Origin of the sequence: Bacteroides sp. AF25-5LB (genome assembly GCF_003602965.1) — a bacterium.
Classification (GTDB): Bacteria; Bacteroidota; Bacteroidia; order Bacteroidales; family Bacteroidaceae; genus Bacteroides; species Bacteroides uniformis.
In genome coordinates, this window is the sequence record NZ_QTMC01000012.1 from 81,157 (window position 1) to 107,027 (window position 25,871).

The following is a 25,871-nucleotide window of genomic DNA, read 5'->3' on the forward strand; positions in this document are numbered from 1 at the left end:
AATAAGAGTTGTGGGCAAAGATGGATTCGAACCACCGAAGGCGTAAGCCAGCAGATTTACAGTCTGCCCCATTTGGCCACTCTGGTATTTGCCCCTACATTATAAAAAGAACTCTTTTCCTTACTAAATCATCGCAGAGTAAACTTTACCCGAACGATTTCCGTTTTCATATCACCTCCACCTCGTGAAGAAAGACTTATTCCACTCATCCTTGAGCGAGCCTCTTGTCGGATTCGAACCAACGACCCCGAGATTACAAATCACGTGCTCTGGCCAACTGAGCTAAAGAGGCAAGCTAAAAAATGCAACCGTAACGTTCATAGCGTGAGCGAAACGGCTGCAAATTTAGACATTTATTTTTTACCCGCAAAATTTTAGCGGAAAATTATTTGCTCCGTTGCTTTTCCTTGTACTTAACCAGCTGTTTTCCCAAAGCTTCCAGACATAAATCTACCGCTTCTTCAAACGTATCACAAACCTTGTTTGCATAAAACTCACCATTGGGAACCAACACTTTCACTCCGGCTTCTTTATTTTCGGCTGTTTCTGGTTTTACTACCTTTAATGACACCTCTACTTTCTTTATATCGTCGTAAAATTTCTCCAACTTAGCAACTTTCTTTTGAACGAAAGACTGCAATTGCTCTGACGCATCAAAGTGAATCGATTGAATTCTTACTTCCATACTTACCTCCTTTTTACTTTAGGCTCGGGGATGAGCCTGATTATACACTTTTTTAAGCTCTTCAAAAGTAGTATGCGTATAAATTTCCGTTGTCGCCAGACTCTCGTGCCCGAGGAGTTCTTTTATCGAACCTAAATCAGCACCATTGTTCAGCATAGCCGTTGCAAAGGTGTGCCTCAGCACGTGGGGACTTCTTTTTTTTACAGTCACTACCTTCGAAAGGTTTCGTTTCACAAGGCATGCTACGATACCGCGGTAAAGCCTCTTTCCATTCTTCCGGATAAAAAAAGCATCCGAGCGAACCGGAACAGCCTCATTCCGCACATTGACATATTCCCTCATCGAGCGCCCCAGCTCCTCATCAAAAGGTATAAGACGTTGCTTATTCCGCTTTCCTGTCACTTTAACGAGAGAAGCCGAAAAATCAATATCTTTGTCATCCAACCCTATCAATTCTGAAAGTCGCATGCCGGTAGCATAGAACATTTCAACAATCATATGGTCGCGACACCCTTCAAAACCTTCACCAAAATCCATATCATCCAACAACCTATCCATCTCACCTTCTCTCAGAAATACTGGAAGCGGTTTTTTCTTTTTGGGCCCCGTAACTTTTCGTAACGGATCTACCGCAACCTCACCTCTCCTCAAAAGGAATTTATAATATGTCCGGATAGAGCTCAGCTTTCGGTTTATCGTATTAGAAGCAAGTCCTTTGTCCATCAAGGAAGCAATCCATTCACGAACAAGTTCTGCATCTACATCCGATGGAGTCAAGTCCCCCCACATTTCTTCTCCAAACCTCTGCAGTTCAAGAATATCCGTCCGATAGTACTCAATCGTACCTTTGGAATAGTTCCGCTCGTACAGAAGATAGTCAAGAAAAGAATCTGTCAACAACATATCGCTACATATCTAAAATCATGCAACGAATGTATGAAAAAGAATTCAATAATTCAAAGGAATTTACGAATTATTAATCTTCTACTTGCTGAAGTTGTTGAACGTAAACAGCACGTTCTTTCTTAAGTCTTTTAGTCACAGACGGTTTATCGAACTGTTGTCTGCGTCTCAATTCCTTAACTGTGCCAGTTTTTTCAAACTTTCTTTTGAATTTCTTCAGCGCTTTTTCAATGTTTTCGCCTTCTTTTACAGGTACTACAATCATTTTCTTTTAATTAAATGTTAATGGTTTAAAAATCTCACGATCAAATTGAGCGGCAAAATTACACATACTTTCTTTATTCACAAAACTTTCTGCAAAAAAATTACCCATAATTCCTAATTATCAAACGAATGAGCAGAGGGAAAGATGTTTTTATTGAGCCAATCCGCTAAAATCCGTGAAGCATGGCAATTTTTTAAAAGAGAATGTGTAACTTTGAAAGCAGAGAATGGAGAGATTATAAACTCATTTACACGCCTACTTAATTACATTTATAAAAATATGGCTCAGACAATCAATCAACGTATAGATGCTTTACGGGCATTGTTAAAAAGAGAAGGCATAGACGCTTTCATTATCCCCAGTACCGACCCGCACCTAAGCGAGTACGTAGCACCGTACTGGAAATCAAGAGAATGGATATCAGGTTTTACCGGTTCGGCAGGCACGGTAGTGATTACCACCGACAAGGCGGGGCTGTGGACAGATTCCCGCTATTTTCTCCAAGCCGAGCAGCAGCTGGAAGGCAGCGGCATCGACTTATACAAGGAAATGTTGCCCGAAACGCCCAGCATCCTCGATTTCCTGCGGGAGAACCTTACAGCGAATTCAGTTGTAGGTATAGACGGAAAGGTATTTTCCACCACACAAGCCATAGCCCTGCAAGAGGATTTGGCAAAAAACGACATCACCATAAAGAGCATTGCCGACCCGATGAATGAGATATGGACAGACCGCCCTCCCATGCCCGAAGCACCCGCCTTTATCCACGAGATGAAATACGCCGGGAAAAGCTGCCCGGACAAACTGGCTGATATCCGCCGGGAAATGAAGAAAAGCGAAGCAGACGTATTATTGGTGTCGGCATTGGACGAGATAGCATGGGCACTCAACATACGCGGCAACGATGTGCATTGCAACCCCGTAGTAGTGAGCTATCTGATAATCAACGAACAAGAAACACACTTTTTCATCCAGCCCGAGAAAGTAACGGAAGAGCTTTCAGCCTATCTGGAAGAAGCCGGCGTCACCATCCACGCTTATGAGGACACCGAATCCTTTGTGACAAAAATACCGGACGGCAGCATCATGCTCGACATGGGAAGGACGAATTATGCCGTTTATTCTGCCCTCCCCCCTTCCTGCCGGGTACTTGACGAGCGCTCACCGATAGCCTTGCTGAAAGCAGTCCGCAATGACCGGGAAATAGCCGGCATCCACGCAGCCATGCAACGCGACGGAGTGGCACTGGTGAAATTCCTGAAATGGCTGGAGGAGGCCGTTCCCGCAGGCAACGAGACAGAAATCAGCGTAGACAAGAAACTACACGAATTCCGTGCCGCACAGCCACTCTACATGGGGGAAAGCTTCGACACCATTGCCGGGTACAAGGAGCATGGAGCCATTGTACACTACGAAGCCACTCCGGAAACGGACGTGCCACTGAAACCCGAGGGATTCCTGCTCCTGGACTCGGGTGCGCAATACCTGGACGGCACTACCGACATCACCCGCACCATCGCACTGGGGGAACTGACCGAAGAAGAGAAGACGGACTACACCCTGATACTGAAAGGACATATCAACCTTGCCATGGCTGTCTTCCCGGAAGGTACGCGAGGAGCGCAACTGGATGTACTGGCCCGCATGCCGATATGGCAGCACCACATGAACTTCCTGCATGGTACCGGACACGGCGTAGGTCATTTCCTCAATGTGCACGAAGGTCCGCAAAGCATCCGTATGAACGAGAATCCGGTAACCCTCCGGCCGGGAATGGTCACTTCCAACGAACCGGGCGTCTATAAAGCCGGAAGTCATGGAATACGCACAGAAAACCTGATGCTGACCGTGAAGGACCGTGAAGGCATGTTCGGAAATTACCTGAAATTCGAAACCATTACCCTCTGCCCCATCTGCAAGAAAGGTATCATCAAAGAGATGCTGACGGCAGAGGAAACGGCATGGCTGGACAACTATCACCAGCATGTATACGAGAAACTTTCGCCAAGCCTGAACGAAGAAGAACGGGAATGGCTGAAGGAAGCATGCAGTAACCTAACTACTAATCACTAAAAAATGGCATTAATAAAATCAGTAAGAGGATTCACTCCCGAAATCGGGGAGAATTGTTTTTTGGCGGACAATGCGGTTATCATTGGTGACGTCAAGATGGGACGGGATTGCAGCATCTGGTTCAGCACCGTGCTGCGAGGTGACGTAAATTCAATCCGCATAGGAAACGGAGTAAATATCCAGGATGGAAGCGTACTCCATACCTTGTACGAGAAATCGACCATAGAGATAGGAGACCACGTATCCGTGGGGCACAACGTGACCATCCACGGAGCTGCCATCAAGGACTATGCTTTGGTAGGGATGGGTTCCACCATCCTTGACCACGCAGTAGTGGGCGAAGGGGCCATTGTCGCCGCCGGTTCCCTGGTATTGAGTAATACGGTCATCGAGCCGGGAAGCATTTGGGGAGGAGTCCCCGCCAAGTTCATCAAGAAAGTGGACCCGAAGCAGGCCAAGGAGCTGAACCAGAAGATTGCACACAACTATCTGATGTATTCCGACTGGTACAAATAAAGGGAGGCAAGGCCCCCCTAAAAAACAGAGCGATAAAGGGATGCCATTCCATCACCTTTATCGCCCTATCGTTATCACTCTTTACTCTTCTAAAAGTTTATCATACTCATTATCTTATCCGTCGCACCGGCATTGCTGGTCACATAATTGCTTGCATTCATGCCTGATTCGCGCAAAAAGACTTCATCTGTCAGCATACGGTCGAGCAAAGTTTTCAGCTCCTCATAATCCTTCACCGAGAAAGCGCCTTTTGTCTCCAGCAACTGGATGGCCTCCTGAAATTTCTGATACTTCGGTCCGAAAATCACCGGAATGCCATAAACTGCAGCCTCAAGGGTATTGTGGATTCCCACTCCGAAACCACCTCCGATATAGGCAATCTCGCCATAGCGGTAAATGGAAGAGAGCAGCCCGAAGCAATCAATAATCAGGCAATCGGCCTTACGGACATTCTTCTCGTTGGCACGGGTATAGCGCACATAAGGGCGTTTCAGTTTACGGATAATCTCTACCAGATGGTTCTCGTCGATGACATGCGGAGCGATAATCAACTTCACCTCCGGATGCTGATTGAAGTATTCAATAAATAAATCCTCGTCCGGCTGCCAAGAGCTTCCTGCCACAAAAGTCATCGTATTGTTCTTGAAAAGCTCCACCAAAGGCAGACGCTTAGCTTCCTCACAAATCTGCAGCACACGGTCAAAACGGGTATCCCCCACCACCGTGACACGGCTGATGCCTATCTTCGCCAGATAGCGTTTGGAGCGTTCATTCTGCACAAACAAATGGTCGAAGTCGCGCAGCACATGTCTGTACGTACCGCCATACCACTTGAAAAATACTTGCCCGCGACGGAAAATGGAGGAAATGCTGTACACCGGAATACGACGCTTATGCAGTTCGTCCAGATAGTTCTTCCAGAACTCGTACTTGATGAAGAATGCCATGCAGGGATTCACGATATCCAGGAACTTCTTCACATTTCGAGGCTTGTCGAAAGGCAGGTAGCAGACAACGTCTGCCCCCCTATAATTCTTGCGGACCTCATAGCCCGACGGCGAGAAGAAAGTCAGCAGAATACCGTAATCCGGATATTTGGCACGAATTTTCTCAATCAACGGCCGTCCCTGCTCGAACTCCCCCAAAGAAGCGGCATGGAACCATATATAGCGCACGTCCTTCTCCAACTGCTGCCGGAGAAGTTCATAAACCACCCAGTGTCCCTTCATCATCTTTCGGGGCTTACGGCTAAATGGAGCAGCCAGATGCACCAGAATATCGTAGATGGCTATTGCCAAGTCATATAGCATACTATATGGATTAAGGATGAAGAAGATTTATTCACTTTAAAGCATCAACAGCACGCTGTATACGGACCAACGTCTCTTCCTTGCCAATCAGCTCGGTAATGTCGAACATGTGCGGACCTTTACACTCGCCCACCACTGACAAGCGGAAGGCATTCATCACATTTCCCATGTGATAGCCACGCTCGGTAATCCAGCCAATCACAATATCTTCGGAAGGCTTGGAGGAGAAATCCCCGATACCGCGCAGCACATCCATCAATTCAGCCATGATGCGGGGAGTATCTTCCGACCAACGTTTCTTCACATCCTTTGCCGCATATTCCGTGGGAGCTACGAAGAAGAAACGGGTCTGGTCCCACAGTTCCTTTACGAAGTTGACGCGTCCCTTCACCAGTGAAATCACTTTCGTAAGGAACTCGTCGCTATAGTTGGAGGCGTCTATGCCGTTAGACTCCAGCACCGGCCTGAAAAGACAAGCTATCTCCGCATCCGGTTTCATCATGATGTACTCATGGTTGAACCAGATACCTTTCTTATAGTCGAATTTGGCACCCGACTTGCTACAATGGCTCAAATCAAACAATTTCACCAATTCATCCATAGACATCAGTTCCTGGTCATTGCCCGGATTCCAGCCCAGCAGAGCCAGGAAATTAATGACCGCTTCGGGCAGATAACCAGATTCGCGGTAACCTGAAGAGACATCTCCCGACTTGGGGTCATGCCACTCCAACGGGAAAACCGGGAAGCCCAGACGGTCGCCGTCACGCTTACTCAATTTGCCGTTACCCTCGGGCTTCAGCAACAAGGGCAAATGCGCAAAGGCAGGCATGGTATCCTCCCACCCAAAGGCACGGTAGAGCAATACATGCAACGGTGCGGAAGGCAACCATTCCTCACCACGTATCACATGGGACACTTCCATCAAATGGTCGTCCACAATATTGGCCAGATGGTAAGTAGGTAGTTCATCTGCCGATTTATAAAGAACCTTGTCATCAAGAATGGAAGAGTTTATCACCACTTCCCCACGAATCAAGTCGTTCACATGCACATCTTCGTTCGGCTCTATCTTGAAACGCACCACGTACTGCTTACCGGCAGCAATCAGCGCGTCTACCTCTTCTTTAGGAAGGGTCAGTGAATTGCACATCTGCATGCGGGTAGAAGCATCGTACTGGAAATTCGCAATCTCCGCACGCTTTACTTCCAGCTCCTCAGGAGTATCGAAAGCGATGTAGGCTTTTCCGGCCTCCAGCAGAATCTGAACATACTTCTTGTATATTTCCCGACGTTCCGACTGACGGTACGGGCCATGGTCTCCACCGAAACTCACGCCCTCGTCAAACGGGATGCCCAACCACTTGAAAGACTCCAGGATATATTCTTCCGCACCCGGTACAAACCGGTTGGAATCAGTATCTTCAATACGAAATATCAAATCTCCTCCATGCTGACGCGCAAAGAGATAATTGTATAAAGCTGTACGCACACCGCCGATGTGCAACGCCCCCGTAGGACTCGGGGCAAAACGGACTCTGACCTTTCTTTCTGTCATAATCTACCTTACTTATGAATATTTTAGACGGCAAAATTAAACCTTTTTTTCCACACTAATGTTTTTTTTTGTACTTTTCGCAAAAATTTCAGCCGATATGAGTTATTTCAATACCCAAAAAGAGTTCTCACTCAGAGATTTGCTATACAGAGCACTGATATTCATCGGCACTGTGGGGATTATTGTCTATTTTCTGCCACGTGACGGTAAATTCAACTACCAGTTCGACATTGACAAGCCCTGGAAGTACGGACAGCTCATGGCCACCTTCGACTTCCCCATCTATAAGGCCGACGAAGTGGTGAAACGCGAGCAGGACAGTATCCTCGCCGCCTTCCAGCCGTATTTCCAGCTGGACAAAAGCATTGAGAAAAGTGTGCTCGCCAAGTTGAAGGCAGACTATCAGACCCACCTGCGCGGCCTGCTTCCCTCCACCGACTACGTCCGCTTTCTGGAAAGGAAACTCTCTGAAGTATATCGCGCCGGCATCGTTTCCACCGAAGAGTTGAACCAACTGCATAAGGACAGCACAACCGCCATCATGGTCATTAACGACAAACTGGCCAACCAGCAGGACATCAACAAGGTATATTCGGTGAAGGATGCCTATAACTATATACTCACGGCCGATACCGCCCACTACCGCCCGGACATTCTACGGCAATGCTCGCTGAACGAATATCTGTTTCCTAATCTAACCTATGACGAGCAGCGGACAGAGACCGCCAAGAAGGAGATGCTCGACAACTATTCATGGGCCAACGGCATCGTACTGAGCGGACAGAAAATCATCGACCGCGGCGAGATTGTCAGCCAGGAGACATACAACATCCTTGAAAGTCTACGGAAAGAATCCATCAAACGCAGTGAGTCCATCGGGCAAAAACGGTTGATGCTGGCGGGGCAGGTACTGTTTGCCAGTATCTTCATGCTGTGTTTCATGCTCTACCTCGACTTGTTCCGTAAAGATTACTACAAGCGCAAGGGCAGCCTCTCCCTGCTCTTCGCCCTCATCATGTTCTATTGCGTGGTGACGGCCATCATGGTTGCCAACAACATATTCAATGTCTATATCATCCCGTATGCCATGCTGCCGGTCATCATCCGGGTGTTCCTCGACTCACGCACGGCCTTCATCGCACAAGTCACCACCATACTGATATGCTCCATCTGCCTGCGCTATCCGCATGAATTCATTCTTCTGCAACTCTCGGCGGGACTGGTTGCCATCTTCAGTCTGAGGGAGCTTTCACAACGGTCGCAACTGTTCCGAACAGCCTTCCTCGTCATATTGACCTACGCTGCCGTCTACTTTGCTTTTGAGCTGATTACAGAAAACGACTTGACAAAAATCAACGGAAGCATGTACACCTATTTCGTCATCAACGGAGTGTTGCTGCTGTTCACCTATCCCCTGCTCTTCCTGGTGGAAAAGACGTTCGGCTTTACCTCCAATGTCACCCTGGTCGAATTGTCCAACATCAATAACAGCCTGCTGCGCCGCATGTCCGAGACAGTTCCCGGCACCTTCCAGCATTCCATGCAGGTTGCCAACCTTGCGGCAGAAGCGGCCAACCGCATCGGAGCCAAAAGCCAGCTGGTACGTACCGGAGCGCTGTATCATGACATCGGCAAGATGGAGAATCCGGTGTTCTTCACCGAGAATCAGTCGGGCGGAGTCAATCCGCACAAGAATCTGGGCTATGAGCAAAGTGCCCAAGTCGTCATCAGCCATGTGACGGACGGGCTGAAGCTGGCCGAGAAGAACAATCTCCCCAAAGTAATCAAGGATTTCATCACCACTCACCATGGTCGTGGAAAAACGAAGTATTTCTATATCTCCTGGAAAAACGAACACCCCGGTGAAGCCCCCAACGAGGAGGCATTCACTTACCCCGGTCCCAACCCGTTCACCAAAGAGCAGGCTATCCTGATGATGGCCGATTCGGTGGAAGCCGCTTCACGCAGTCTGCCCGAATATACGGAAGAGAGCATCAGCAACCTGGTAGACAAGATTATCGATTCGCAAGTGGCAGAAGGCTATTTCAAGGAATGCCCCATCACCTTCAAGGATATCGCCACCGTGAAGAACGTATTCAAGGAGAAGCTGAAGACTATATACCATACCCGCATCAGTTATCCCGAACTTAAAAAATAAGAACTATGGAAGTGACCAGTAAAGAACAGAAAAGAGCCGAACAACTGCTGCAAAGCCAGCACATCGGACTGCACCAAATCAAGAGTTTCAGTTTCATGAAGCGTTACCACCAGGTTCCCCGCAAAAGCAACCTGGCTGCAAAAGACAAATACGGTCCGGGCATACTGACTTTACATCTAAAGGAAGGGAAAGAAAAAGCAATCTATCTGCCTCCTTTCCGTCACCCTTCCTCGGTCATCCGCTACCTGGTCTCCCAAGAAATCCCCTTCGACAACTACGCACCGAGGGAACGGACAGCCGCAAAGATTCCCACAGAAACATACCAGCGCCCGTCACTCTATATGTTCTGGTTCTTTGTCTTATTCCTAGTGTCCCTTATCTTGGGATATTATTCCGTCAGTGGCAACGTATGGTGGGGCTTCATCCCGGCTATCATTTCGTTTGCATTAAGTCTTTTTTTCATCAGCATGCTGATGACCCGCTTCTGTTACCTGACGCTGGACAATGACGGCCTCATCATACACAGCGTAGGCAGGAACATCCGCTATCCGTACCAAAACCTAAGAAAAGTAAACTTCGACTTTGCCCGCGAACAGAATTTCACGCACGTCATGGAATTGTTGGACAACGATTACCGCTATCGTCTGTTTTATATCGGAAGGGTTTCGAGGAAAAAGCTGAATGAGATTACCGAACGCCTGCAACAAGCCGGAGTGGATGCCACTTGCAGCCTAAACGACAACAAACGGTTCTTCCAGGATACGTATATCAGCCACTAAACAGACGTTAGCCAACAAATAAGCTGCCGGATACGGCATCATTCCCGTTTCGCAGATTTCAGAATGATGCCTTTGCACTTGCTCTCAATTTATTTATAATTGCAGGATAAACCTTTTTATAAATAATTTGAAAATGAGCAGAAATGAAATTACCTTACAAGAGATGTTCTCCTCAGTCATTGGGGAACTCCGGGAAAGCGGCAGGTGGGGAACAGCACACATCTACCAGTCAACGGTGAATGCATTCTCGGTATTCGCCAAATGGCAACCGGTGCCCATGCGCAAGCTGAGCCCGACCGTACTGAAGAGATTCGAAAACTTCCTCAAGCAGAGGAATTGTAGTTGGAATACGGTGTCCACCTATATTAAAGCAATACGCTCGGTTTACAACCGGACAGTGGACAGAAAGCTGGTGCGATATGTACCCAGACTGTTTGAACATGTGTATACCGGTACACGGACAGATAGGAAGAAAGCGCTCGAAGCTTCCGACATAGGCTCTTTGGTGCGAGAGACAGAGATGAACCTGCAGGCCGGTAATTCTCCCAACACCCGACAGAAAACAAAAATTTTCTTTGTATTGATGTTTATGCTAAGAGGGATTCCTTTTGTAGACCTAGCGTATCTGCACAAAAGGGACTTACAAGGAAACACCTTGTCTTATAGGCGCAGGAAGACGGGACGGGCACTAACCGTGTCACTCACACCCGAAGCCATGCAGATGGTGAGAATAATAGCAAACAAGGACAAGGACTCTCCTTATTTATTCCCCATATTACAAAGTGAGGAAGGCACAGAAGCGGCATACCGGGAATACCAGTCGGCACTCAGGGCATTCAACCAACGTTTGGCAGTGCTCAGGCAGTGTCTGGGAATGCAGTCGGCACTCAGTAGTTATGCCGCGAGACATACTTGGGCCACCATGGCTTACCACTGCGAGATACATCCCGGAATCATATCAGAAGCCATGGGGCACTCCTCCATCACAGTGACGGAAACCTATCTGAAGCCTTTCAGCAACAGAAAGATTGACGAAGCCAATCAGAAGGTAATTTCTTTTGTAAAAAACGAAGGATATCCAGTATAAAAGAGATTACTTCTTTTAAGGAAGTAGAGCAAACTTGTTGTTTTTTTTTATAATCTTCAAACAAAGTTTTGAGGAACGGATTGATATCGACTTTACAAAAAAATTCCCAACGTAAGCAATAAACTGAAAGATAGAAGCTTTGATTGAAAATTAGGCACTTTTTCACTTCATAATTTCTATTGTAGCTTTTCTATGATGTTGGGGATTAAGACTATATATTATCTTTCCAATATCCTAACGGACTGATTTTTACTATTCTGAACAAAATCAGCCTATTCCCTCCTTATTCCCTGATTATTAACGAAATTAACAAGATTTCATTACCTGCGAAGTAACGGAAAATCATATAACAAAACGGATATAGGAATGGAATATAAAATGAGAGATTATTCACTTTTTTATTTTTTAAATTTATAAATTTAAAGTTTTCAATTATGAACAAGAAGTTTCTAAGTGTGATCCTGTTCAGTGCCTTAATGGTTGGTACTGCAGGAACGTTTACGTCTTGTAAGGACTACGATGATGACATCAACAACTTGCAGGAACAAATCGACGGTCAAAATGGTCTGAGTGCCAAGATTACTGCTGTAGAGAGCTCAATCAGCAATTTGCAGTCTGCACAAAGTGGTTTGCAGAGTGAAATCGCTGCTGCAAAAGACGAGGCTTCAAAGGCTGCCCTTGCAGCACAAGAAGCTGCTATTGCTGCAGCAAAGGCTGAATTGGAAAAAGTCAAAGCCGAGTTGCAAGAGGCCGACAAAGCCGGTATAGCAGCAATAGAAGAAAAACTGGCTGAAATTTCAGGTAGAATCCAGACTTTGGAACAGTTCAAAACTACTACTGAAGCAACATTGGAAAAATTGGCAGCAGCAGATGTAGCTTTGCAGAGCAGCATCACTACCTTGAAAGCTGATGTCGCTGCCAATGCAGAACAGATTGGTAAGAACAAAGCTGCCATTGAAGCACAAATTGCCGCTTTGGATGAATATAAAGGAACCAACGATGCTGCCATTGCTGCTTTAAAAGCTGATTTGGAAAAATTGCAAGCTGGCGAGCTGACAGAAGAAATGGCTGCAAAAATTGCAGCACAAGTAACAGAAGTTGTAGGCGCTAAATTAGACTTGATTTCTGCTGCATTCAGTAAAGCTGTTACTCATGTAGAATTGTTGAATTATTCATTCGGCAGCAAAACTGACAATATTATTGAAGGTGAGCCTTCTATAATGGATTTGCGTACTGCTGAAGCTGTAGAAGACCGTGTGTTTGGTAAAGGCAGCTCCGACGAAGTAGAGGCAAATTCTTATGAAATCATTAATCAAAAGGAGTTCAAAAAAGGTGAAAGAGCATTCATCAGCGACTCTGTATTGATTCGTGTGTCACCGGCTAATGCCACCTTGACCGAAGGACAGATTTCATTTGTCAATTCTGCACTGGGCAATCTAGATGAACTGGTGACTGTTGAGAAAGTGGAGCAGTTTAAAGGCACAGTAACCACCAGAGGTGTATCTTCTAATGGTCTGTGGAAAGTCGTATTCAAGTTGAACAAGGATAACTATACAGAAGAGAATTTGCTGAAAGCTGCAAAGTTTGACTATAAGAGCGGCAACGCTGAAGACGAACCGGTGAAGAAACTGAAGGATATTCTCTACGCAGTAGCAGTAACAGACAAACCGGGCGACGTGGAACGTAGTGTGACAACCGGTTATGAATTGACACTGGGTTCTGTATATACACCGCAGTATGAACTGAATTTCAAGGTCAACGACAAGGATGTGAATGATCTGCGTAACCGTTTCCAGTATGCTGAAGATGGAACTTTAACTGCTGATGCAAGCAAAAAGCTGTTCTATGACTATAAATGGAATGTTGATGGAAACGGAAACCGTATAGAGGAAAACGGCTCTTATGTATCTATTGATGCTACTACTAAATATGGCAGATGGAGAGACCAAGACCTTTGGAGGGGTGGCGATAACCGTGACAAAGAAGGTTCTAGCGAATCTTTCTTCTCTACAAAAGTAGGTGAAAAGTTTACCGTAGAATTGAGTTATAGTGATGAGGATATCAGTGGTATCTATGGTTTCTATGTAGTGCTCGACGCGCAACGTGCCGTAGAAAGTGCTCCGTCTGAAATCACGGCATGGAACTCTTATGAGGCAGATATCGAAGGACTGAATACAATTACGACAAACCGTAAGATTGAAATGTCTATCAATGCAGAGAAGGCTGATGGTGACATTATCGGTTTCCGCGTATATGCAGTAAATAATAACGGTTCTTTGGTTGACCCGGACGGTAAGGCATTCTATGTAGCAGTAGGCGACATCGATGCTATGACTACTACGTTGAAGGCTGATTACGTACCGGTATGGAATGCTCCTGATGGTGATTACGAACGTGATGTTGAGATTGATTTGGACGAAGAACTTCTGAAACTGTTTGAAGATAAATATAATGAATATGAGGAAGGTAATTTGATATTTGACATAGAGAATAATCCGAATGACAATGAAAATTTCGTCAAAAACTTCGACAGACAGGAAGGCAAGTTAGTTATTTCATTGAAGGATAATTTGAATAAGTTCAAGGATAATGGTACTTATAAGATGTATTTCAACTTTACCGATAGTAAGAAGAATGTAATAGTTAAGAAAGTTGCCATTGAAATAACCAAGAAGATGCCAGAATTCCCTGCTGCATTCTCTGCTAAGGCCAACCAACTTGACAAAGAAGGCGCAAAGGTTGTTGAAGTAACAGAAGCTAACTGGAATACTACTATCCATAATCTGGGTACAGCATTCAATGGCGTTTCTGATCCTACCAACGCAATCATCGACTTCAACTATACATTCACTTGCGCAGAAAAGCAGATTGTATTCTACTCTGATAAGGCAAGTGCTGCTAGATATGGATTCTATCTCGATGTAAACAATGACAAGGATAAAGCAGCAGCTCTGTTTGCAGATAAACCAGAAGGAAAGATGTACGATGTAACCGTATCCTATAAGTACAGCAATGTTTCATCAGAAACGGCAGACTACTCTTACACTGTAAAAGCCCCGGCTGCCCAGAACTTCAAACTGAGACTTGTATGTGGTGAAGGTTTCACTTCTGAATGGAAGAACTTTGATGACAAGAAGAATCCAATTAAGGAATCCTTAATCTATAACGTTTCTGAAACAAGAATTGCTCTTGCTAATATTCTGAAGTTCAAGAAAGGTGATATAGATTACGCGCCTACTTTTGTTGCTGCAAATATCAAAGAATGCCACTTGGCTTCTAACAATGTGGATGACGAATACTTTACTGTAACATTTGATGCGGTTACTCAAGAATTTGTATTTGTTTCAAGATTGGGACAAAATCCACCGACTTCTGATGTTATTGCAACCTTGAAGTTCACAATGGTAGACTTCTTCGGACACGAAAATCCTGAGGAATATCCATACTTCGTTATTAAGAAATAATTTTTTCATTCTTAGTAATTGATGAAAGAGAAGCCTAACTGAAAAAATAAGCTTCCGTACTTTATGAGGGTAGGAGAAAACAATTTTGTTTTCTCCTACTTTTTTCTCCCTACTTTGCTTCCACACTTCCACCCACCTCCTGCATCCCCCTGTCCATCGGCATTTACCCCGCTGTGGAAGTAACTCCCAAAAGTGGAAGCAAAATTTGCTTCCACCTATTCAAGACGCCATAGTTTTACCATAACTAACTCATTCTTATTTTAATACATCGAACAAAGTTTATAAAACACTTGCACCAGTTTCCCCATACTTCTACACCCATCCTACCCATAAAATCTGCAATACCCATATCCCCCCTTATCTTCATCCCAAATCCACAACAGCCTCCTCCCCCTCCTCAGCATAAAAAATGCCCCCGTTCATTTCATTCTCCCTCCACTTTCCACTATCTTTGTCCCCGCGATGAAAAAGTTTGCCGACGTCATATTGCCTTTGCCTTTGCACAGCTGCTTCACCTACTCCCTGCCCGACGAGTGGGCGGATGAAGTGCAGACCGGTTGCCGGGTGGTAGTGCCATTCGGACGGAAGAAATACTATACAGCCATCGTGCGCAACGTGCACTATTGTGCCCCCACCGAATACGAAGTAAAGGAAGTGTCCGCCTTGCTGGATGCCCGCCCCATACTGCTCCCGCGGCAGTTCAAGTTCTGGGAATGGCTCTCCGACTACTACCTCTGCACACAAGGAGACGTCTACAAAGCCGCCCTACCCTCCGGCCTGAAGCTGGAAAGCGAAACAATCGTAGAGTACAACCCCGATTTCGAGTCCGACGTCCGCCTGCCGGAGAAGGAACAGAAGATACTGGATATGCTCTCTGCCGACCCGGAGCAATGCGTGACGAAACTGGAGAAAGAGACCGGCATCAAGAACATACTTTCTGTCATCAAGTCACTGCTCGACAAAGAGGCCATCTTCGTAAAGGAAGAATTGCGCCGTACCTATAAGCCTAAGACCGAAAACCGAGTGCGCCTTACCACTGCCGCCCGCAACGAACACCGCCTGCACATCTTCTTCGACGAGTTGCAGCGCCGTGCCCCCAAGCAACTGGACCTGCTGATGAAGTACCTGGAACTCTCCGGCTACCTCAGCGGACGAGATATAAAAGAAGTCTCCAAAGCCGAACTGCTGCAACGCACCTCCGCCATCCCTGCCGTATTCAACGGTCTTGTGGACCGTGGTGTATTCGAAGTCTACCAGCAGGAAATAGGCCGCATAGACAAAACACTCCTCAAAGAAGTCATCCCCGTCAACCCGCTGAACGAGCACCAGCAACGCGCTTATCACTCCATCTTAGAGAATTTTCAAAGCAAGAACGTCTGCCTGCTGCATGGCGTCACGGCAAGCGGCAAGACCGAAGTCTATATTCATCTGATAGAAGAAACCATCCGGCAAGGAAAGCAAGTGCTCTATCTCCTGCCCGAAATAGCTCTCACTGCACAAATCACAGAGCGCCTGCAACGCGTATTCGGCTCCCGACTGGGCATCTATCACTCCAAGTTCCCCGATGCCGAACGGGTGGAAATCTGGCAGAAGCAGCTGTCGGAAGCAGACTATGACATTATTCTCGGCGTCCGCTCCTCCGTCTTCCTTCCTTTCCGCAACCTCGGTCTCGTGATTGTGGACGAGGAGCACGAAAACACCTACAAGCAGCAAGACCCCGCCCCTCGCTATCATGCTCGCAATGCAGCCATTGTACTCGCCTCCATGTACGGCGCCAAAACTCTGTTGGGTACGGCAACCCCTTCTGTAGAGACTTGGCACAATGCCACATCCGGTAAGTATGGCCTCGTGGAACTGAAAGAACGCTATAAAGAGATACAACTGCCGGAGATTATCCCCGTAGACATTAAGGAACTGCACCGCAAGAAGATGATGAAAGGTCCATTCTCTCCACTGCTCCTGCAATACATCCGCGAAGCGCTGGAACAGAAAGAACAAGTCATCCTCTTTCAGAACCGCCGCGGCTTCGCCCCCATGATAGAGTGCAACACCTGCGGCTGGGTACCCAAGTGCAAGAACTGCGACGTCAGCCTCACCTACCACAAGGGGCTGAACCAACTGACCTGCCACTACTGTGGCTACACCTACCAACTGCCCCGCATCTGCCCCGCCTGCGAGGGCACTGACCTGCGCAACCGCGGCTTCGGCACGGAGAAAATAGAAGATGACATCAAAGCCCTTTTCCCCGACGCTCGAGTAGCCCGTATGGACTTGGACACCACCCGCACCCGTACCGCTTACGAGCGCATCATCTCCGATTTCCAGCAAGGCAAGACGGACATCCTGATAGGCACACAAATGGTGTCCAAGGGTCTGGACTTCGACCACGTCAGCATTGTGGGCATACTCAATGCCGACACCATGCTGAACTATCCCGACTTCCGCGCCTACGAGCGCGCCTTCCAGCTGATGGCGCAGGTTGCCGGACGCGCCGGACGGAAGAACAAGCGCGGCAGGGTGGTGCTACAAACCAAAAGCATCGACCATCCCATCATCCCGCAAGTCATTGCCAACGACTACGAAGCCATGGTAGGCGGGCAGCTTGCCGAACGCCAGATGTTCCACTACCCGCCCTACTACCGCCTGGTGTATGTCTACCTGAAGAACCGGAACGAGACCCTGCTCGACCTCATGGCACAGACTATGGCCGCCAAGCTCCGCACCGTCTTTGGCAACCGGGTACTGGGACCGGACAAGCCGCCCGTAGCACGCGTACAGACCCTGTTCATCCGAAAGATTGTCTTGAAGATAGAAACCAATGCCCCGATGGCCCGTGCCCGCGAACTGCTCGTCCAGGTGCAAAAGGAGATGGTAGCGGAAGACCGCTTCAAGTCGCTGATAGTGTATTATGATGTAGACCCGATGTAAATAACTCGTAACTATAGAAATATGAAGAAGATACTTTTCGTTTGCCTTGGCAACATTTGCCGTTCCTCCTCGGCAGAGGGAGTCATGAAGCATCTGGTAGAAGAAGCCGGACGTGCGGATGAGTTTTTAATCGATTCTGCAGGCATTCTGTCTTATCACCAGGGCGAACTGCCGGACAGCCGGATGCGTGCCCATGCTGCCCGCCGTGGATACAATCTGACGCATCTTTCGCGCCCCGTACGTACCGAGGATTTTTACAACTTCGACCTGATTATCGGTATGGACGACCGCAACATCGACGACCTGAAAGACCGCGCCCCTTCAACCGCCGAATGGAGCAAGATACACCGCATGACGGAATACTGTACAAAGTTTACCCATGCCGACCATGTACCGGACCCCTACTACGGCGGTTCCGAAGGTTTTGAGTATGTGCTGGACATTCTGGAGGATGCTTGTGCCGGGTTACTGCAGAGCATTTAATCCAGCGGCATTACATGATACAGTGTCCCCTGCCGTGACTTCTTGTTCGGTATTTCAAGCTTCTTGAGCGTCCGCCCGAATACGGCAACCTTGTTGATTGCCAGACGGTCCCGCGTCTTTGTCTGCAAGGCGGAAAGAATCTGCATGGGCATCATCCATTGCCCCTCCTCATCCTCTTCTGCCGCACGGAAATGGCTGTGGAAGAGTTGTTCCAGTGGGGTGAGCTGTTCAAATTCCCGGTTCGTCCGCTTCAAGATGGCTTCATCGGCATCATCCAGCCAGTAGCGCTCACCTTTGGCTACGGCATTCAGAGCTTGTGCATAGAGCTGGCGGTAGTTGATGGTGACATTCGTATCAATGGGGCCGGTGACCTCAATGCAGATGAAACGGCGGCTGCCACTGGGGTCTGACAACAAGTCCTTCTGGTTGCTGGTGCCGATGAAGGAGGCATACCGCCGCATCTCCCGGATGGTGCTGCCGTAGGGTTTGCGCAGGTTGGCAACCGGTTTCTGCAGCAGATGCTTCAGAAAGCCCTGCTGGTTGATGTTGATTTGGTCGAACTCGTCGATGTTGACGAGCAGAAAGCGTCCCAGGCTGCGTTCCGCTTCCTGCCTGCTCTTGAAGTCAATGCTGTCCGTATAGCCGAAACGCAGCTCCGGTGGCAGCAAAATGCGGCAAAAGGTGGATTTCCGGAACCCTTGGGAACCGACAAGCAGAGGAGAAGTATTGTTTCCGTGTTGCCGGTCCATTCCACGCCAGTGTGCCACCATGCCTAGGAACCAGCGGTAGAACAACTCCCGCCAATGAGGATTGTGGCACGGGACGAGGTCAGCCAACGCCCGGATGCGGTCTTTCCCGTCCCAGCGGCCGGTATCGTAAAGGTATTCTTCGACGGGATTATAGAGTGGCACATGGTCTGAAGTAAGGAAACGGTTGATGTCGCGGTCCCATACGCGGATACCCTCCTTCAGGGCATTCATGGAGACCGTACTGCGGGCACGCTGGTCAGCAGGCTTGAAATAGAAATGGACGGAGTCGCGCTGACGGTATTCCAAATCATCCAGAACGGTGTTGTAGCGGAACTCATACCGGCGGCCCATAAACTCTTCCAGCCGGAAAACGCTCTCCTGCTCTTGCGTCAGACTGCTCTTTTTCCCGAAGCCTTTAAGCTCTTGATATAGGTTATGAATCGTTTGACGAACAATGAATTCATCCGCTTCCCGGTAATAGTGCATCAATGTCTGGCGGACTACTTCCTCTTCGGGGATGCCTGCCTTGAAACAATGTTCGGCCAGAGGCACCAGCAGTATCCGTAAATCCTCGTCCCGTTTCCAGCCGTCCAATTCGCGAAATGCACGGTCAAGGGCCGATTCGAAGAGTATGGCGAAGGTGTCCGAGGCTTTACTGTCCGGATGCAGCCGCAACAGCGGGTTCTTTTCTGCGAGTTTTCGTTGCCGGAAGTTCTCTTCCTCGGGCATGCCGAGGGGTTGTTCCAAGCAGAAAGGCACAGCGGCAGGATTGTAGTAAGGATATCCATCCAGAGTCATGCGGCAACTCTGTGTAAGGGAAGGTTCTTTCAATGTAATGGCAAACGGCAATAAGGGCTGGTAGCACTTCACCGCCATACGGTAGGCGTGGGCATGAAACAAGGCGGCATCGCTCTCCCGCTTCGGCGTTGTGCCGTCGGGCAGGGCAAACAATACCCATATCTTGGCACTCCGTCCGCTGGAACCGCAGAAAGCGGCAAAGGTCTGTGGCAGCAGGGCGGCTTGTCGCTTTACATATTCCGCTTCGGCAATGCCCGACAGACGGTTTACTTCCAGTTGTACGAGTCCGTTATAGTTCTTCATCTGCCGTTCTCCCTCTTGCGTACGGCTATATTCCACGGCAGGGTAGATGCGTGGCAGTTTGTCTATATGTTCGTATTGGGCGCAAGTACCCTCCAGTTGAGGAAGGATGGCCCGGAGGGTCGATACATGTCCGGCTTTGGTTTCGGTTTTCAGTTTTTTAATCAGTGCATCCACTTCCAGGGTGCTGAGGGCTTCCTTTCCGCTCTCTTTTTCTGCTCTAATCAAGGTAATTTTCATTCTGTTTGTCAGCTTGTTTAAGTAAATATAATTCTCGTAAAGATACGATATCAGAAGGCGGAAAACAAGTATTCAGTAGAATAATTATTAAATAAATCCCTGCTTCCACAAACTATACAGCGTGGTATCGGAAACCTTTGGATTTCTTTTTTAAAACATAGGCATTCCTTTGTTTTTCTCCCTTTGTTTGTCTACTTTTGTATAGGGAATAGATGACGCCTAACGACCATGAACAGCTCTGCTTACGGCCATGAAGCAATCGCTTGACGACCGTAAGCAGAGCTGTTCATGGTCGTTAGGCGTTTCTCTTCCCAAAGCTTTTACGGATGAAGTACGTAACCCGCACCTATTCCGCATAGGGCGCGAACGTATTGTACAACAACTTAAAAGACATTGAACTATGGCAATTTTATTCGATTGGTATGAGCTCCCGGAACCTAAAGACAAACAGCGGGAAGAAAAGATACTTCATCCGCGCATCCGCTTGAACGGCTCTACCAGTACTGCCGAACTGAGACGTCGGATTCAGGAACGCTGTTCGTTGACGAAGACTGATGTTTCGGCGGTGCTGGATGCCTTGTCGCACGTCATGGGGGAAGACCTTGCCGAGGGGCGGCAGGTGCATCTGGACGGTATCGGTTACTTTCATCCCGTACTGACTAGCACGGAGCCGGTGACCGCTGCGACCAAACGTAAAACCACCAAGATTAAGCTGAAGGGCATCAAGTTTCGTGCCGACCAGGTACTGAAGAATGAGATAGGCGCTATCAAAGCTAAACCACTGGGGCTGAATGAGCATTCCCAAAAACTGAGTGACAAGGAGATTGACAGGCGGCTGACGAGCTACTTCTCTACGCATCAGTTCCTTACGCGCAGTGATTTTCAGAGCCTCTGCGGAATGATGCGCTCTACGGCACAGCTTCATATTCGCCTGCTTCGCAGCGAAGGCAAACTCGAGAATGCAGGAAAACTCAACCAACCGATTTATGTACCTTGCACGGGGTATTATGGTAGAGACGAGTAGGTTACGGTAAAACTATAGCGTTTTGAGTAGGTGGAAGCAAAATTTGCTTCCACCTTTTTTGTTGCTTCCACAGCAGCTCAAATGCCGATGGATAGGGGGATGCAGGAGGTGGGTGGAAGTGTGGAAGCAAAGTGATGGAAAATAAATTTCTGGAGAAAAAAAGAGGGCATTCCGTTTTATCGGAATACCCTCAAGTCTATCTATGTACTATATATCTTACTTCTTCAAAGTAATTGTTACAGTAGTGGTTGTGGTAGCACCCCACTTATCAAGTACAACGAGAGAAACCTTACATGGAACATCGTTCTGCAATGCAGTTTCTGCGCTCTTCTTCACTACTGAGAAGTAAGAGTAAGCATCAGTCTCAGTCGGAGCAAACTGACTTCCACTATGGTCTTCAATAGCCAGATATTCTTTGGCATTGTCATCAGCCAAAACAACTCTCACGCTTTGGATTCTACTATCCATAGGCTCAGTTGTATCCGCTACATAATTAGCACCTGATTTCTTATACATCTGAGTCAAGTTATAAGCCTCTCCGTAAACATCCTTAGCAGTGATGTTCTTCAAGCTAACCTTGATAGGACTAACACCATTGCCAGAAGCATTTGCAGCTGCAGTAGCTTCCAAGGCACCTTCCTTGATTTCAGACTTAACTGTCAAGTTGAATTTATCTACAATCTTAGCGATGTGAACGTTGCCGAATACAGTGTAAGCAGCCTGGATTTCACGAGTTGAGTAAACATTGTCTCTGTTGTCTGCATTCTGAGCATTGTCGTATACCTTAACGCTGATATCACCCGCAACACCGGTTGTTGTAATCCATGGTGTACAAGTGTGTCCATCAATTTCGTGAAGCGTTTCAGTAAACGCTACATTGGTCTTTTCAGCACCCATGTCTTTGTACAGCTTGAACAAGTTATAAGTAACATCTGTACCATCTGCTGAACCGTAAGCTACAGCGTTGTCACCAACGAAGTAAGCAGACAGTCTGCTGAACGGAGTTACAGCTGACTCAGCCGGAGACTTGATAGTAACCTTAACAGGAATTTCAAAGGCGTTTACTGTGGCTCCCTTCTTCTTCAAGCCCAATACAATTTGATAGCTTTCTTCTGCTGGGAATGCTTTAGTGTAATCGAAACTGAACTTGATGTACAACGGGGTCTGAATCTTAGAGCCAGCCGCTGAAACATATTGACCTGCACTGTTTTTAACATAAAGAGTGCTTGCATCAATTGTTGTAATCCAGCTTTCATCGAATGCAGTTCCATCCTTACCATATTTCACACCGTTTACTGTGATTGTCTTTTCAGTAAGAGCCTTGCCGTCTGCCCAAGTAATGCTTCCAACCTTTGCAACAGAAGGCAGGTCAGTGTCAGTTGAACCAGCCAAAGCTGCTTGAATATCACCCAATGGCAAGAAGAAATCAGCATTAGTTTTATTTACTGTCCATTCTACATCACCTAAAGTTGTTGAAGGAGCAACATATTTAAAGGTTACTGTAATAGTCTTGGCAGTTGCAGCTTCTGCAACAGTTCCATTTACTAACAGATAATTTACTTTAATATTAAGACTACCAGCCTTTTCAGCCTTAATCGTATTTCCAGATATAGTTGCACCAAGATTTGCTGCAGCAGTCTTATCGGCAATTTCAAAATAGTAATCAACGATATAAGGAGTCAAATCGGCAACAGCAGTACCATCAACAGTAGCAACAGCAGTATTTTTGAAGCATCCGATTAAATCAAGTTCCTTATTGATGTCAACAGAAAGAGCTTTCAGGCTAGTTACAGAAATTGCACTAACAGCCTTTTCTGTCACTTTTACATCATATGTGGAAGCGACCAAACCATCGGCAGTTTCAGTCGTTAAAGCATAAGTTCCTGCAGATTTACCACAATTTGCTGTAGAAAGATACTCTACAGTCATATCGAATACACCCTTGTTCACTGAAGCTGCACGAGTCAATGCATCTTCAGTCATGTTAGCTACCGGATTAGTCACCTTGAAAGGCATATTACCTTTTGAATCGGACAAAACATAAGCATATTTAGTGGCATCGGCATCCTGAGGATTTACAATAGCACTTAATGTACTAGTCTGTGAAAGCAAAATAGCGTCTTTCTTATATGTTACATTATTAAATTTCACATCAGCACCCAATGCCTTACCATAGCTCATTGTAACATTAGCAGCTTCAATCTTACCGTCATTAATAGAAACCGCTTTCAAGCTTGTAATAGATGCGGCTTTGGGTAATTTGATGACAGCAGGTTCGCCTTCACCATTTTCACTTGTTGCAACGTGCAGTTCCCAATAGCTGGTCTTATCTACGACATAAGTACTTGCTCCCATGGCAGAAATGCCAGTATCAGTGCCGACATAGTCATTCTTTTCAGCATCCCATTCGTAAGTCACCCAATTACCGGTTTCCTTACTGATAGAAGGAGCTTTAGCATTGATGCCATTTACTCCATTCTTACCTTCAGAGCAAATACCGGTATCTTCGTTGTTGATGATGAAATTTTTAGTAACTGGATCGATGGTGATTGTAGCAGCATCACCCTTATCCCCTTTATCGCCTTTAATGGTTCCAATGGTGCTAGTAGTATTATCACTCCAAGTGATTGTAATACCATCACCATTTTTCACAACGTTGGTAACAAACTTACCATCGCCCACTTTTGCCTGTAAGTCGCTGATTGAAGCCTTGATACCAGTCAACTCATCGTTGATCTGATCAATGTCATCATCATAGTCCTTACAAGACGTGAAAGTTCCTGCAGTACCAACCATTAAGGCACTGAACAGGATCACACTTAGAAACTTCTTGTTCATAATTGAAAACTTTAAATTTATAAATTTAAAAAATAAAAAAGTGAATAATCTCTCATTTTCATTCCCTTTCACATAGCTGTTGATTACATGATTTTTTCCGTTACTTCGCAGGTAATGAAATCTTGTTAATTTCGTTAATAATCAGGGAATAAGGAGAAAATAGGTGGGGCTTGTCCAGAATAGTAAAAATCTGTTCGTTGGGATATTGGAAAGAGGATTGGAAGTCCAGAAAAGTGACAATGGGAAAGTAATGAAATGAGGTCTTCAAAAAATGGAAGTGTGTATTTTTTAGCTCAAAAGGTTGAATAATAGCATATTGATAGAACCGATGTGAGCTCCGTAAAGACAGCACCATTCCGTTCCTCAAAACTCTGTTTGAAGATTCCGGAAAATGTGCGACAAATCTATTCTATCCTATCAAAAGAAGTAACGTCTTTTACACCATACACGCTCCACTTCTTACAAAAGAAATTACCCTTTGATTGGCCTCGTCAATCTTTCTGTTGCTGAAAGGCTTCAGATAGGTTTCCGTCACCGTAATGGAGGAGTGCCCCATGGCTTCCGATATGATTCCGGGGTGTATCTCGCAATGGTAAGCCATTGTGGCCCAGGTATGTCTGGCCGCATAGGTGCTGAGTGCCGACTGCATTCCCAGACACTGTCTGAGTACTGCCAAACGCTGGTTGAATGCCCTGAGTGCCGACTGGTATTCCCGGTATGCGGCTTCCGTACCTTCCTCGCTCTGCAGGATGGGAAACAGATAGGGGGAGTCGGGGTTCCTGTCCGCCACCATCCTGACCATCTGCATGGCTTCGGGTGTGAGTGACACGGTCAGTGCCCGTCCCGTCTTCCGCCTTCTGTAAGACAGTACATTCCCCTGCAGGTCCCTTTTGTGCAGGTACGCCAGGTCCACAAAGGGTATGCCCCTGAGCATGAACATGAGTACGAAGAAAATCCTTGTTCTCTGCTGTGCGTTTGGGAGCGTCCCTCCTTGCAGGCTCCTTTCCGTCTCCCTTACCAGGCTGCTGATGTCGGATGCCTTGAGCGCCTTCTTCTTGTCTGCCCGTGTGCCGGTATACACATGCTCGAACAGTCTGGGTACATACCGTATGTACTTTCTGTCCACCGCCCGATGATACACCGAGCGTACCGTCTTGATGTAGGTGGACACGGTGTTCCAACTGCAGTTCCTCTGCCTGAGGTAGTTTTCGAACCTCTTCAGTACGGTTGGGCTCAGCTTGCGCATGGGCATTGGTTGCCATTTGGTGAATGCCGAGAATGCATTCATCGCTGATTGGTAGATGTGTGCTGTCCCCCATCTGCCGCCTTCCCGGAGTTCCCCGATGACTGAGGAGAACATTTCTTGTAAGGTAATTTCATTTCTGCTCATTTCCAATTTATTTATAAAGAGTTTATCTTACAAGTATATACAATAAAATGAAGAAAAACAGAAGCTTATAATGTATTTTTCATTTTAGCCAGTCTTTCAGAATGCCCCCAAATATATTTCTTATATTTGCGAAAAAAGTCGCATTGAAAAAAAATCGCAATATGAATAATCCATTTAAATTCAGTACCATTGTAGACGGTGAATACTTTACGGATAGAGTAGCGGAATAGGGAAGAGTAAGAGAGATACTTGCAAGTGAAAATCGCCTGATATTTATTAGTCCACGACGTTTCGGCAAGACCAAAGTAACGAAAGGATTGTCA

Annotated in this window: 18 protein-coding genes and 2 tRNA genes; 10 read left to right on the top strand and 10 right to left on the bottom strand. The window is 46.8% G+C overall.

The annotated features are described in order from the left end of the window. Positions 1-11 precede the first annotated feature (11 nt). The 5 genes from DWY57_RS13935 to rpsU all read right to left on the bottom strand — a co-directional run bounded on the left by DWY57_RS13935 (position 12) and on the right by rpsU (position 1,853). A tRNA-Tyr gene (locus DWY57_RS13935) sits at positions 12-94 on the bottom strand. Between the two features lie 124 nt (positions 95-218). Further along, positions 219-292, bottom strand: a tRNA-Thr gene (locus DWY57_RS13940). 93 nt (positions 293-385) lie between these two features. Next, positions 386-685, bottom strand: a complete 300-nt coding sequence (raiA, locus tag DWY57_RS13945) for a ribosome-associated translation inhibitor RaiA (protein ID WP_117600999.1) — start codon at positions 683-685, stop codon at positions 386-388. An 18-nt stretch (positions 686-703) separates the two neighbouring features. Then, complete coding sequence (locus DWY57_RS13950; protein ID WP_117966499.1) at positions 704-1,588, bottom strand: tyrosine recombinase XerC; 885 nt, start codon at positions 1,586-1,588, stop codon at positions 704-706. A gap of 73 nt (positions 1,589-1,661) precedes the next feature. Further along, complete coding sequence (gene rpsU / locus DWY57_RS13955; protein WP_005825735.1) at positions 1,662-1,853, bottom strand: 30S ribosomal protein S21; 192 nt, start codon at positions 1,851-1,853, stop codon at positions 1,662-1,664. 279 nt (positions 1,854-2,132) lie between these two features. Here rpsU and DWY57_RS13960 point away from each other — a divergent pair, with 279 nt between their 5' ends. Both DWY57_RS13960 and DWY57_RS13965 read left to right on the top strand, forming a co-directional pair. Beyond that, the gene (locus tag DWY57_RS13960; RefSeq protein ID WP_117600997.1) at positions 2,133-3,926 is read left to right on the top strand and encodes an aminopeptidase P family protein; all 1,794 of its coding nucleotides are present in this window, start codon (positions 2,133-2,135) and stop codon (positions 3,924-3,926) included. A gap of 3 nt (positions 3,927-3,929) precedes the next feature. After that, the gene (locus DWY57_RS13965) at positions 3,930-4,442 is read left to right on the top strand and encodes a gamma carbonic anhydrase family protein (protein WP_117600996.1); all 513 of its coding nucleotides are present in this window, start codon (positions 3,930-3,932) and stop codon (positions 4,440-4,442) included. 89 nt (positions 4,443-4,531) lie between these two features. Here DWY57_RS13965 and DWY57_RS13970 read toward each other — a convergent pair whose 3' ends face one another. After that, positions 4,532-5,752 (bottom strand): glycosyltransferase N-terminal domain-containing protein, encoded by a 1,221-nt coding sequence (locus DWY57_RS13970; RefSeq protein WP_117600995.1) that lies wholly within the window; start codon positions 5,750-5,752, stop codon positions 4,532-4,534. A 31-nt stretch (positions 5,753-5,783) separates the two neighbouring features. After that, positions 5,784-7,310 carry a glutamate--tRNA ligase gene (gene gltX / locus DWY57_RS13975; RefSeq protein ID WP_119961940.1) on the bottom strand — a complete coding sequence of 509 codons (1,527 nt, stop codon included), beginning with the start codon at positions 7,308-7,310 and terminating at the stop codon, positions 5,784-5,786. A 97-nt stretch (positions 7,311-7,407) separates the two neighbouring features. On the opposite strand from gltX, the gene DWY57_RS13980 reads away from it, so the two are divergent. The 6 genes from DWY57_RS13980 to DWY57_RS14005 all read left to right on the top strand — a co-directional run bounded on the left by DWY57_RS13980 (position 7,408) and on the right by DWY57_RS14005 (position 18,209). Then, on the top strand, positions 7,408-9,468 hold the full coding sequence (locus DWY57_RS13980; RefSeq protein ID WP_117600993.1) for an HDIG domain-containing metalloprotein: 2,061 nt from the start codon (positions 7,408-7,410) through the stop codon (positions 9,466-9,468). 5 nt (positions 9,469-9,473) lie between these two features. Further along, positions 9,474-10,247 (top strand): hypothetical protein, encoded by a 774-nt coding sequence (locus DWY57_RS13985; protein ID WP_117600992.1) that lies wholly within the window; start codon positions 9,474-9,476, stop codon positions 10,245-10,247. A gap of 133 nt (positions 10,248-10,380) precedes the next feature. Next, positions 10,381-11,334 carry a site-specific integrase gene (locus DWY57_RS13990; RefSeq protein WP_119961941.1) on the top strand — a complete coding sequence of 318 codons (954 nt, stop codon included), beginning with the start codon at positions 10,381-10,383 and terminating at the stop codon, positions 11,332-11,334. Positions 11,335-11,768: 434 nt separating this feature from the next. Further along, positions 11,769-14,798, top strand: coding sequence for a cell surface protein (locus DWY57_RS13995; protein WP_119961942.1), 3,030 nt, complete (start codon positions 11,769-11,771; stop codon positions 14,796-14,798). 462 nt (positions 14,799-15,260) lie between these two features. Further along, on the top strand, positions 15,261-17,726 hold the full coding sequence (gene priA, locus DWY57_RS14000) for a primosomal protein N' (RefSeq protein ID WP_119961943.1): 2,466 nt from the start codon (positions 15,261-15,263) through the stop codon (positions 17,724-17,726). 21 nt (positions 17,727-17,747) lie between these two features. Beyond that, positions 17,748-18,209, top strand: coding sequence for a low molecular weight protein-tyrosine-phosphatase (locus tag DWY57_RS14005; RefSeq protein WP_005825832.1), 462 nt, complete (start codon positions 17,748-17,750; stop codon positions 18,207-18,209). On the opposite strand, the gene DWY57_RS14010 is transcribed toward DWY57_RS14005, so the two are convergent. After that, positions 18,206-20,296, bottom strand: a complete 2,091-nt coding sequence (locus tag DWY57_RS14010; protein ID WP_119961944.1) for a BT4734/BF3469 family protein — start codon at positions 20,294-20,296, stop codon at positions 18,206-18,208. The genes DWY57_RS14005 and DWY57_RS14010 overlap by 4 nt on opposite strands. A 250-nt stretch (positions 20,297-20,546) precedes the next feature. Here DWY57_RS14010 and DWY57_RS21095 point away from each other — a divergent pair, with 250 nt between their 5' ends. Continuing rightward, entirely contained in the window at positions 20,547-20,693 is a 147-nt protein-coding gene (locus DWY57_RS21095; protein WP_155517626.1) for a hypothetical protein, read from the top strand. A 3-nt stretch (positions 20,694-20,696) separates the two neighbouring features. After that, positions 20,697-21,320, top strand: a complete 624-nt coding sequence (locus DWY57_RS14015) for an HU family DNA-binding protein (RefSeq protein ID WP_117967131.1) — start codon at positions 20,697-20,699, stop codon at positions 21,318-21,320. A 216-nt stretch (positions 21,321-21,536) separates the two neighbouring features. Here the strand turns inward: DWY57_RS14015 and DWY57_RS14020 are convergent, their stop codons facing one another. Further along, on the bottom strand, positions 21,537-24,230 hold the full coding sequence (locus DWY57_RS14020; protein ID WP_243634689.1) for a hypothetical protein: 2,694 nt from the start codon (positions 24,228-24,230) through the stop codon (positions 21,537-21,539). A gap of 364 nt (positions 24,231-24,594) precedes the next feature. After that, on the bottom strand, positions 24,595-25,548 hold the full coding sequence (locus DWY57_RS14030) for a site-specific integrase (RefSeq protein ID WP_117967188.1): 954 nt from the start codon (positions 25,546-25,548) through the stop codon (positions 24,595-24,597). Positions 25,549-25,871: the final 323 nt, after the last annotated feature.

Excerpts from the sequence above, each read along its gene's own strand:
- DWY57_RS14005 (WP_005825832.1), top strand. The coding sequence starts at position 17,748 with ATGAAGAAGATACTTTTCGTTTGCCTTGGCAACATTTGCCGTTCCTCC.
- DWY57_RS13960 (WP_117600997.1), top strand. The coding sequence starts at position 2,133 with ATGGCTCAGACAATCAATCAACGTATAGATGCTTTACGGGCATTGTTA.
- DWY57_RS14030 (WP_117967188.1), bottom strand. The coding sequence starts at position 25,548 with ATGAGCAGAAATGAAATTACCTTACAAGAAATGTTCTCCTCAGTCATC.
- DWY57_RS14010 (WP_119961944.1), bottom strand. The coding sequence starts at position 20,296 with ATGAAAATTACCTTGATTAGAGCAGAAAAAGAGAGCGGAAAGGAAGCC.
- gltX (WP_119961940.1), bottom strand. The coding sequence starts at position 7,310 with ATGACAGAAAGAAAGGTCAGAGTCCGTTTTGCCCCGAGTCCTACGGGG.
- DWY57_RS13950 (WP_117966499.1), bottom strand. The coding sequence starts at position 1,588 with ATGTTGTTGACAGATTCTTTTCTTGACTATCTTCTGTACGAGCGGAAC.
- DWY57_RS13965 (WP_117600996.1), top strand. The coding sequence starts at position 3,930 with ATGGCATTAATAAAATCAGTAAGAGGATTCACTCCCGAAATCGGGGAG.
- raiA (WP_117600999.1), bottom strand. The coding sequence starts at position 685 with ATGGAAGTAAGAATTCAATCGATTCACTTTGATGCGTCAGAGCAATTG.
- DWY57_RS14015 (WP_117967131.1), top strand. The coding sequence starts at position 20,697 with ATGGCAATTTTATTCGATTGGTATGAGCTCCCGGAACCTAAAGACAAA.
- DWY57_RS13985 (WP_117600992.1), top strand. The coding sequence starts at position 9,474 with ATGGAAGTGACCAGTAAAGAACAGAAAAGAGCCGAACAACTGCTGCAA.
- DWY57_RS13970 (WP_117600995.1), bottom strand. The coding sequence starts at position 5,752 with ATGCTATATGACTTGGCAATAGCCATCTACGATATTCTGGTGCATCTG.
- DWY57_RS13995 (WP_119961942.1), top strand. The coding sequence starts at position 11,769 with ATGAACAAGAAGTTTCTAAGTGTGATCCTGTTCAGTGCCTTAATGGTT.
- DWY57_RS21095 (WP_155517626.1), top strand. The coding sequence starts at position 20,547 with ATGAAGCAATCGCTTGACGACCGTAAGCAGAGCTGTTCATGGTCGTTA.
- DWY57_RS13980 (WP_117600993.1), top strand. The coding sequence starts at position 7,408 with ATGAGTTATTTCAATACCCAAAAAGAGTTCTCACTCAGAGATTTGCTA.
- priA (WP_119961943.1), top strand. The coding sequence starts at position 15,261 with ATGAAAAAGTTTGCCGACGTCATATTGCCTTTGCCTTTGCACAGCTGC.
- DWY57_RS13990 (WP_119961941.1), top strand. The coding sequence starts at position 10,381 with ATGAGCAGAAATGAAATTACCTTACAAGAGATGTTCTCCTCAGTCATT.
- rpsU (WP_005825735.1), bottom strand. The coding sequence starts at position 1,853 with ATGATTGTAGTACCTGTAAAAGAAGGCGAAAACATTGAAAAAGCGCTG.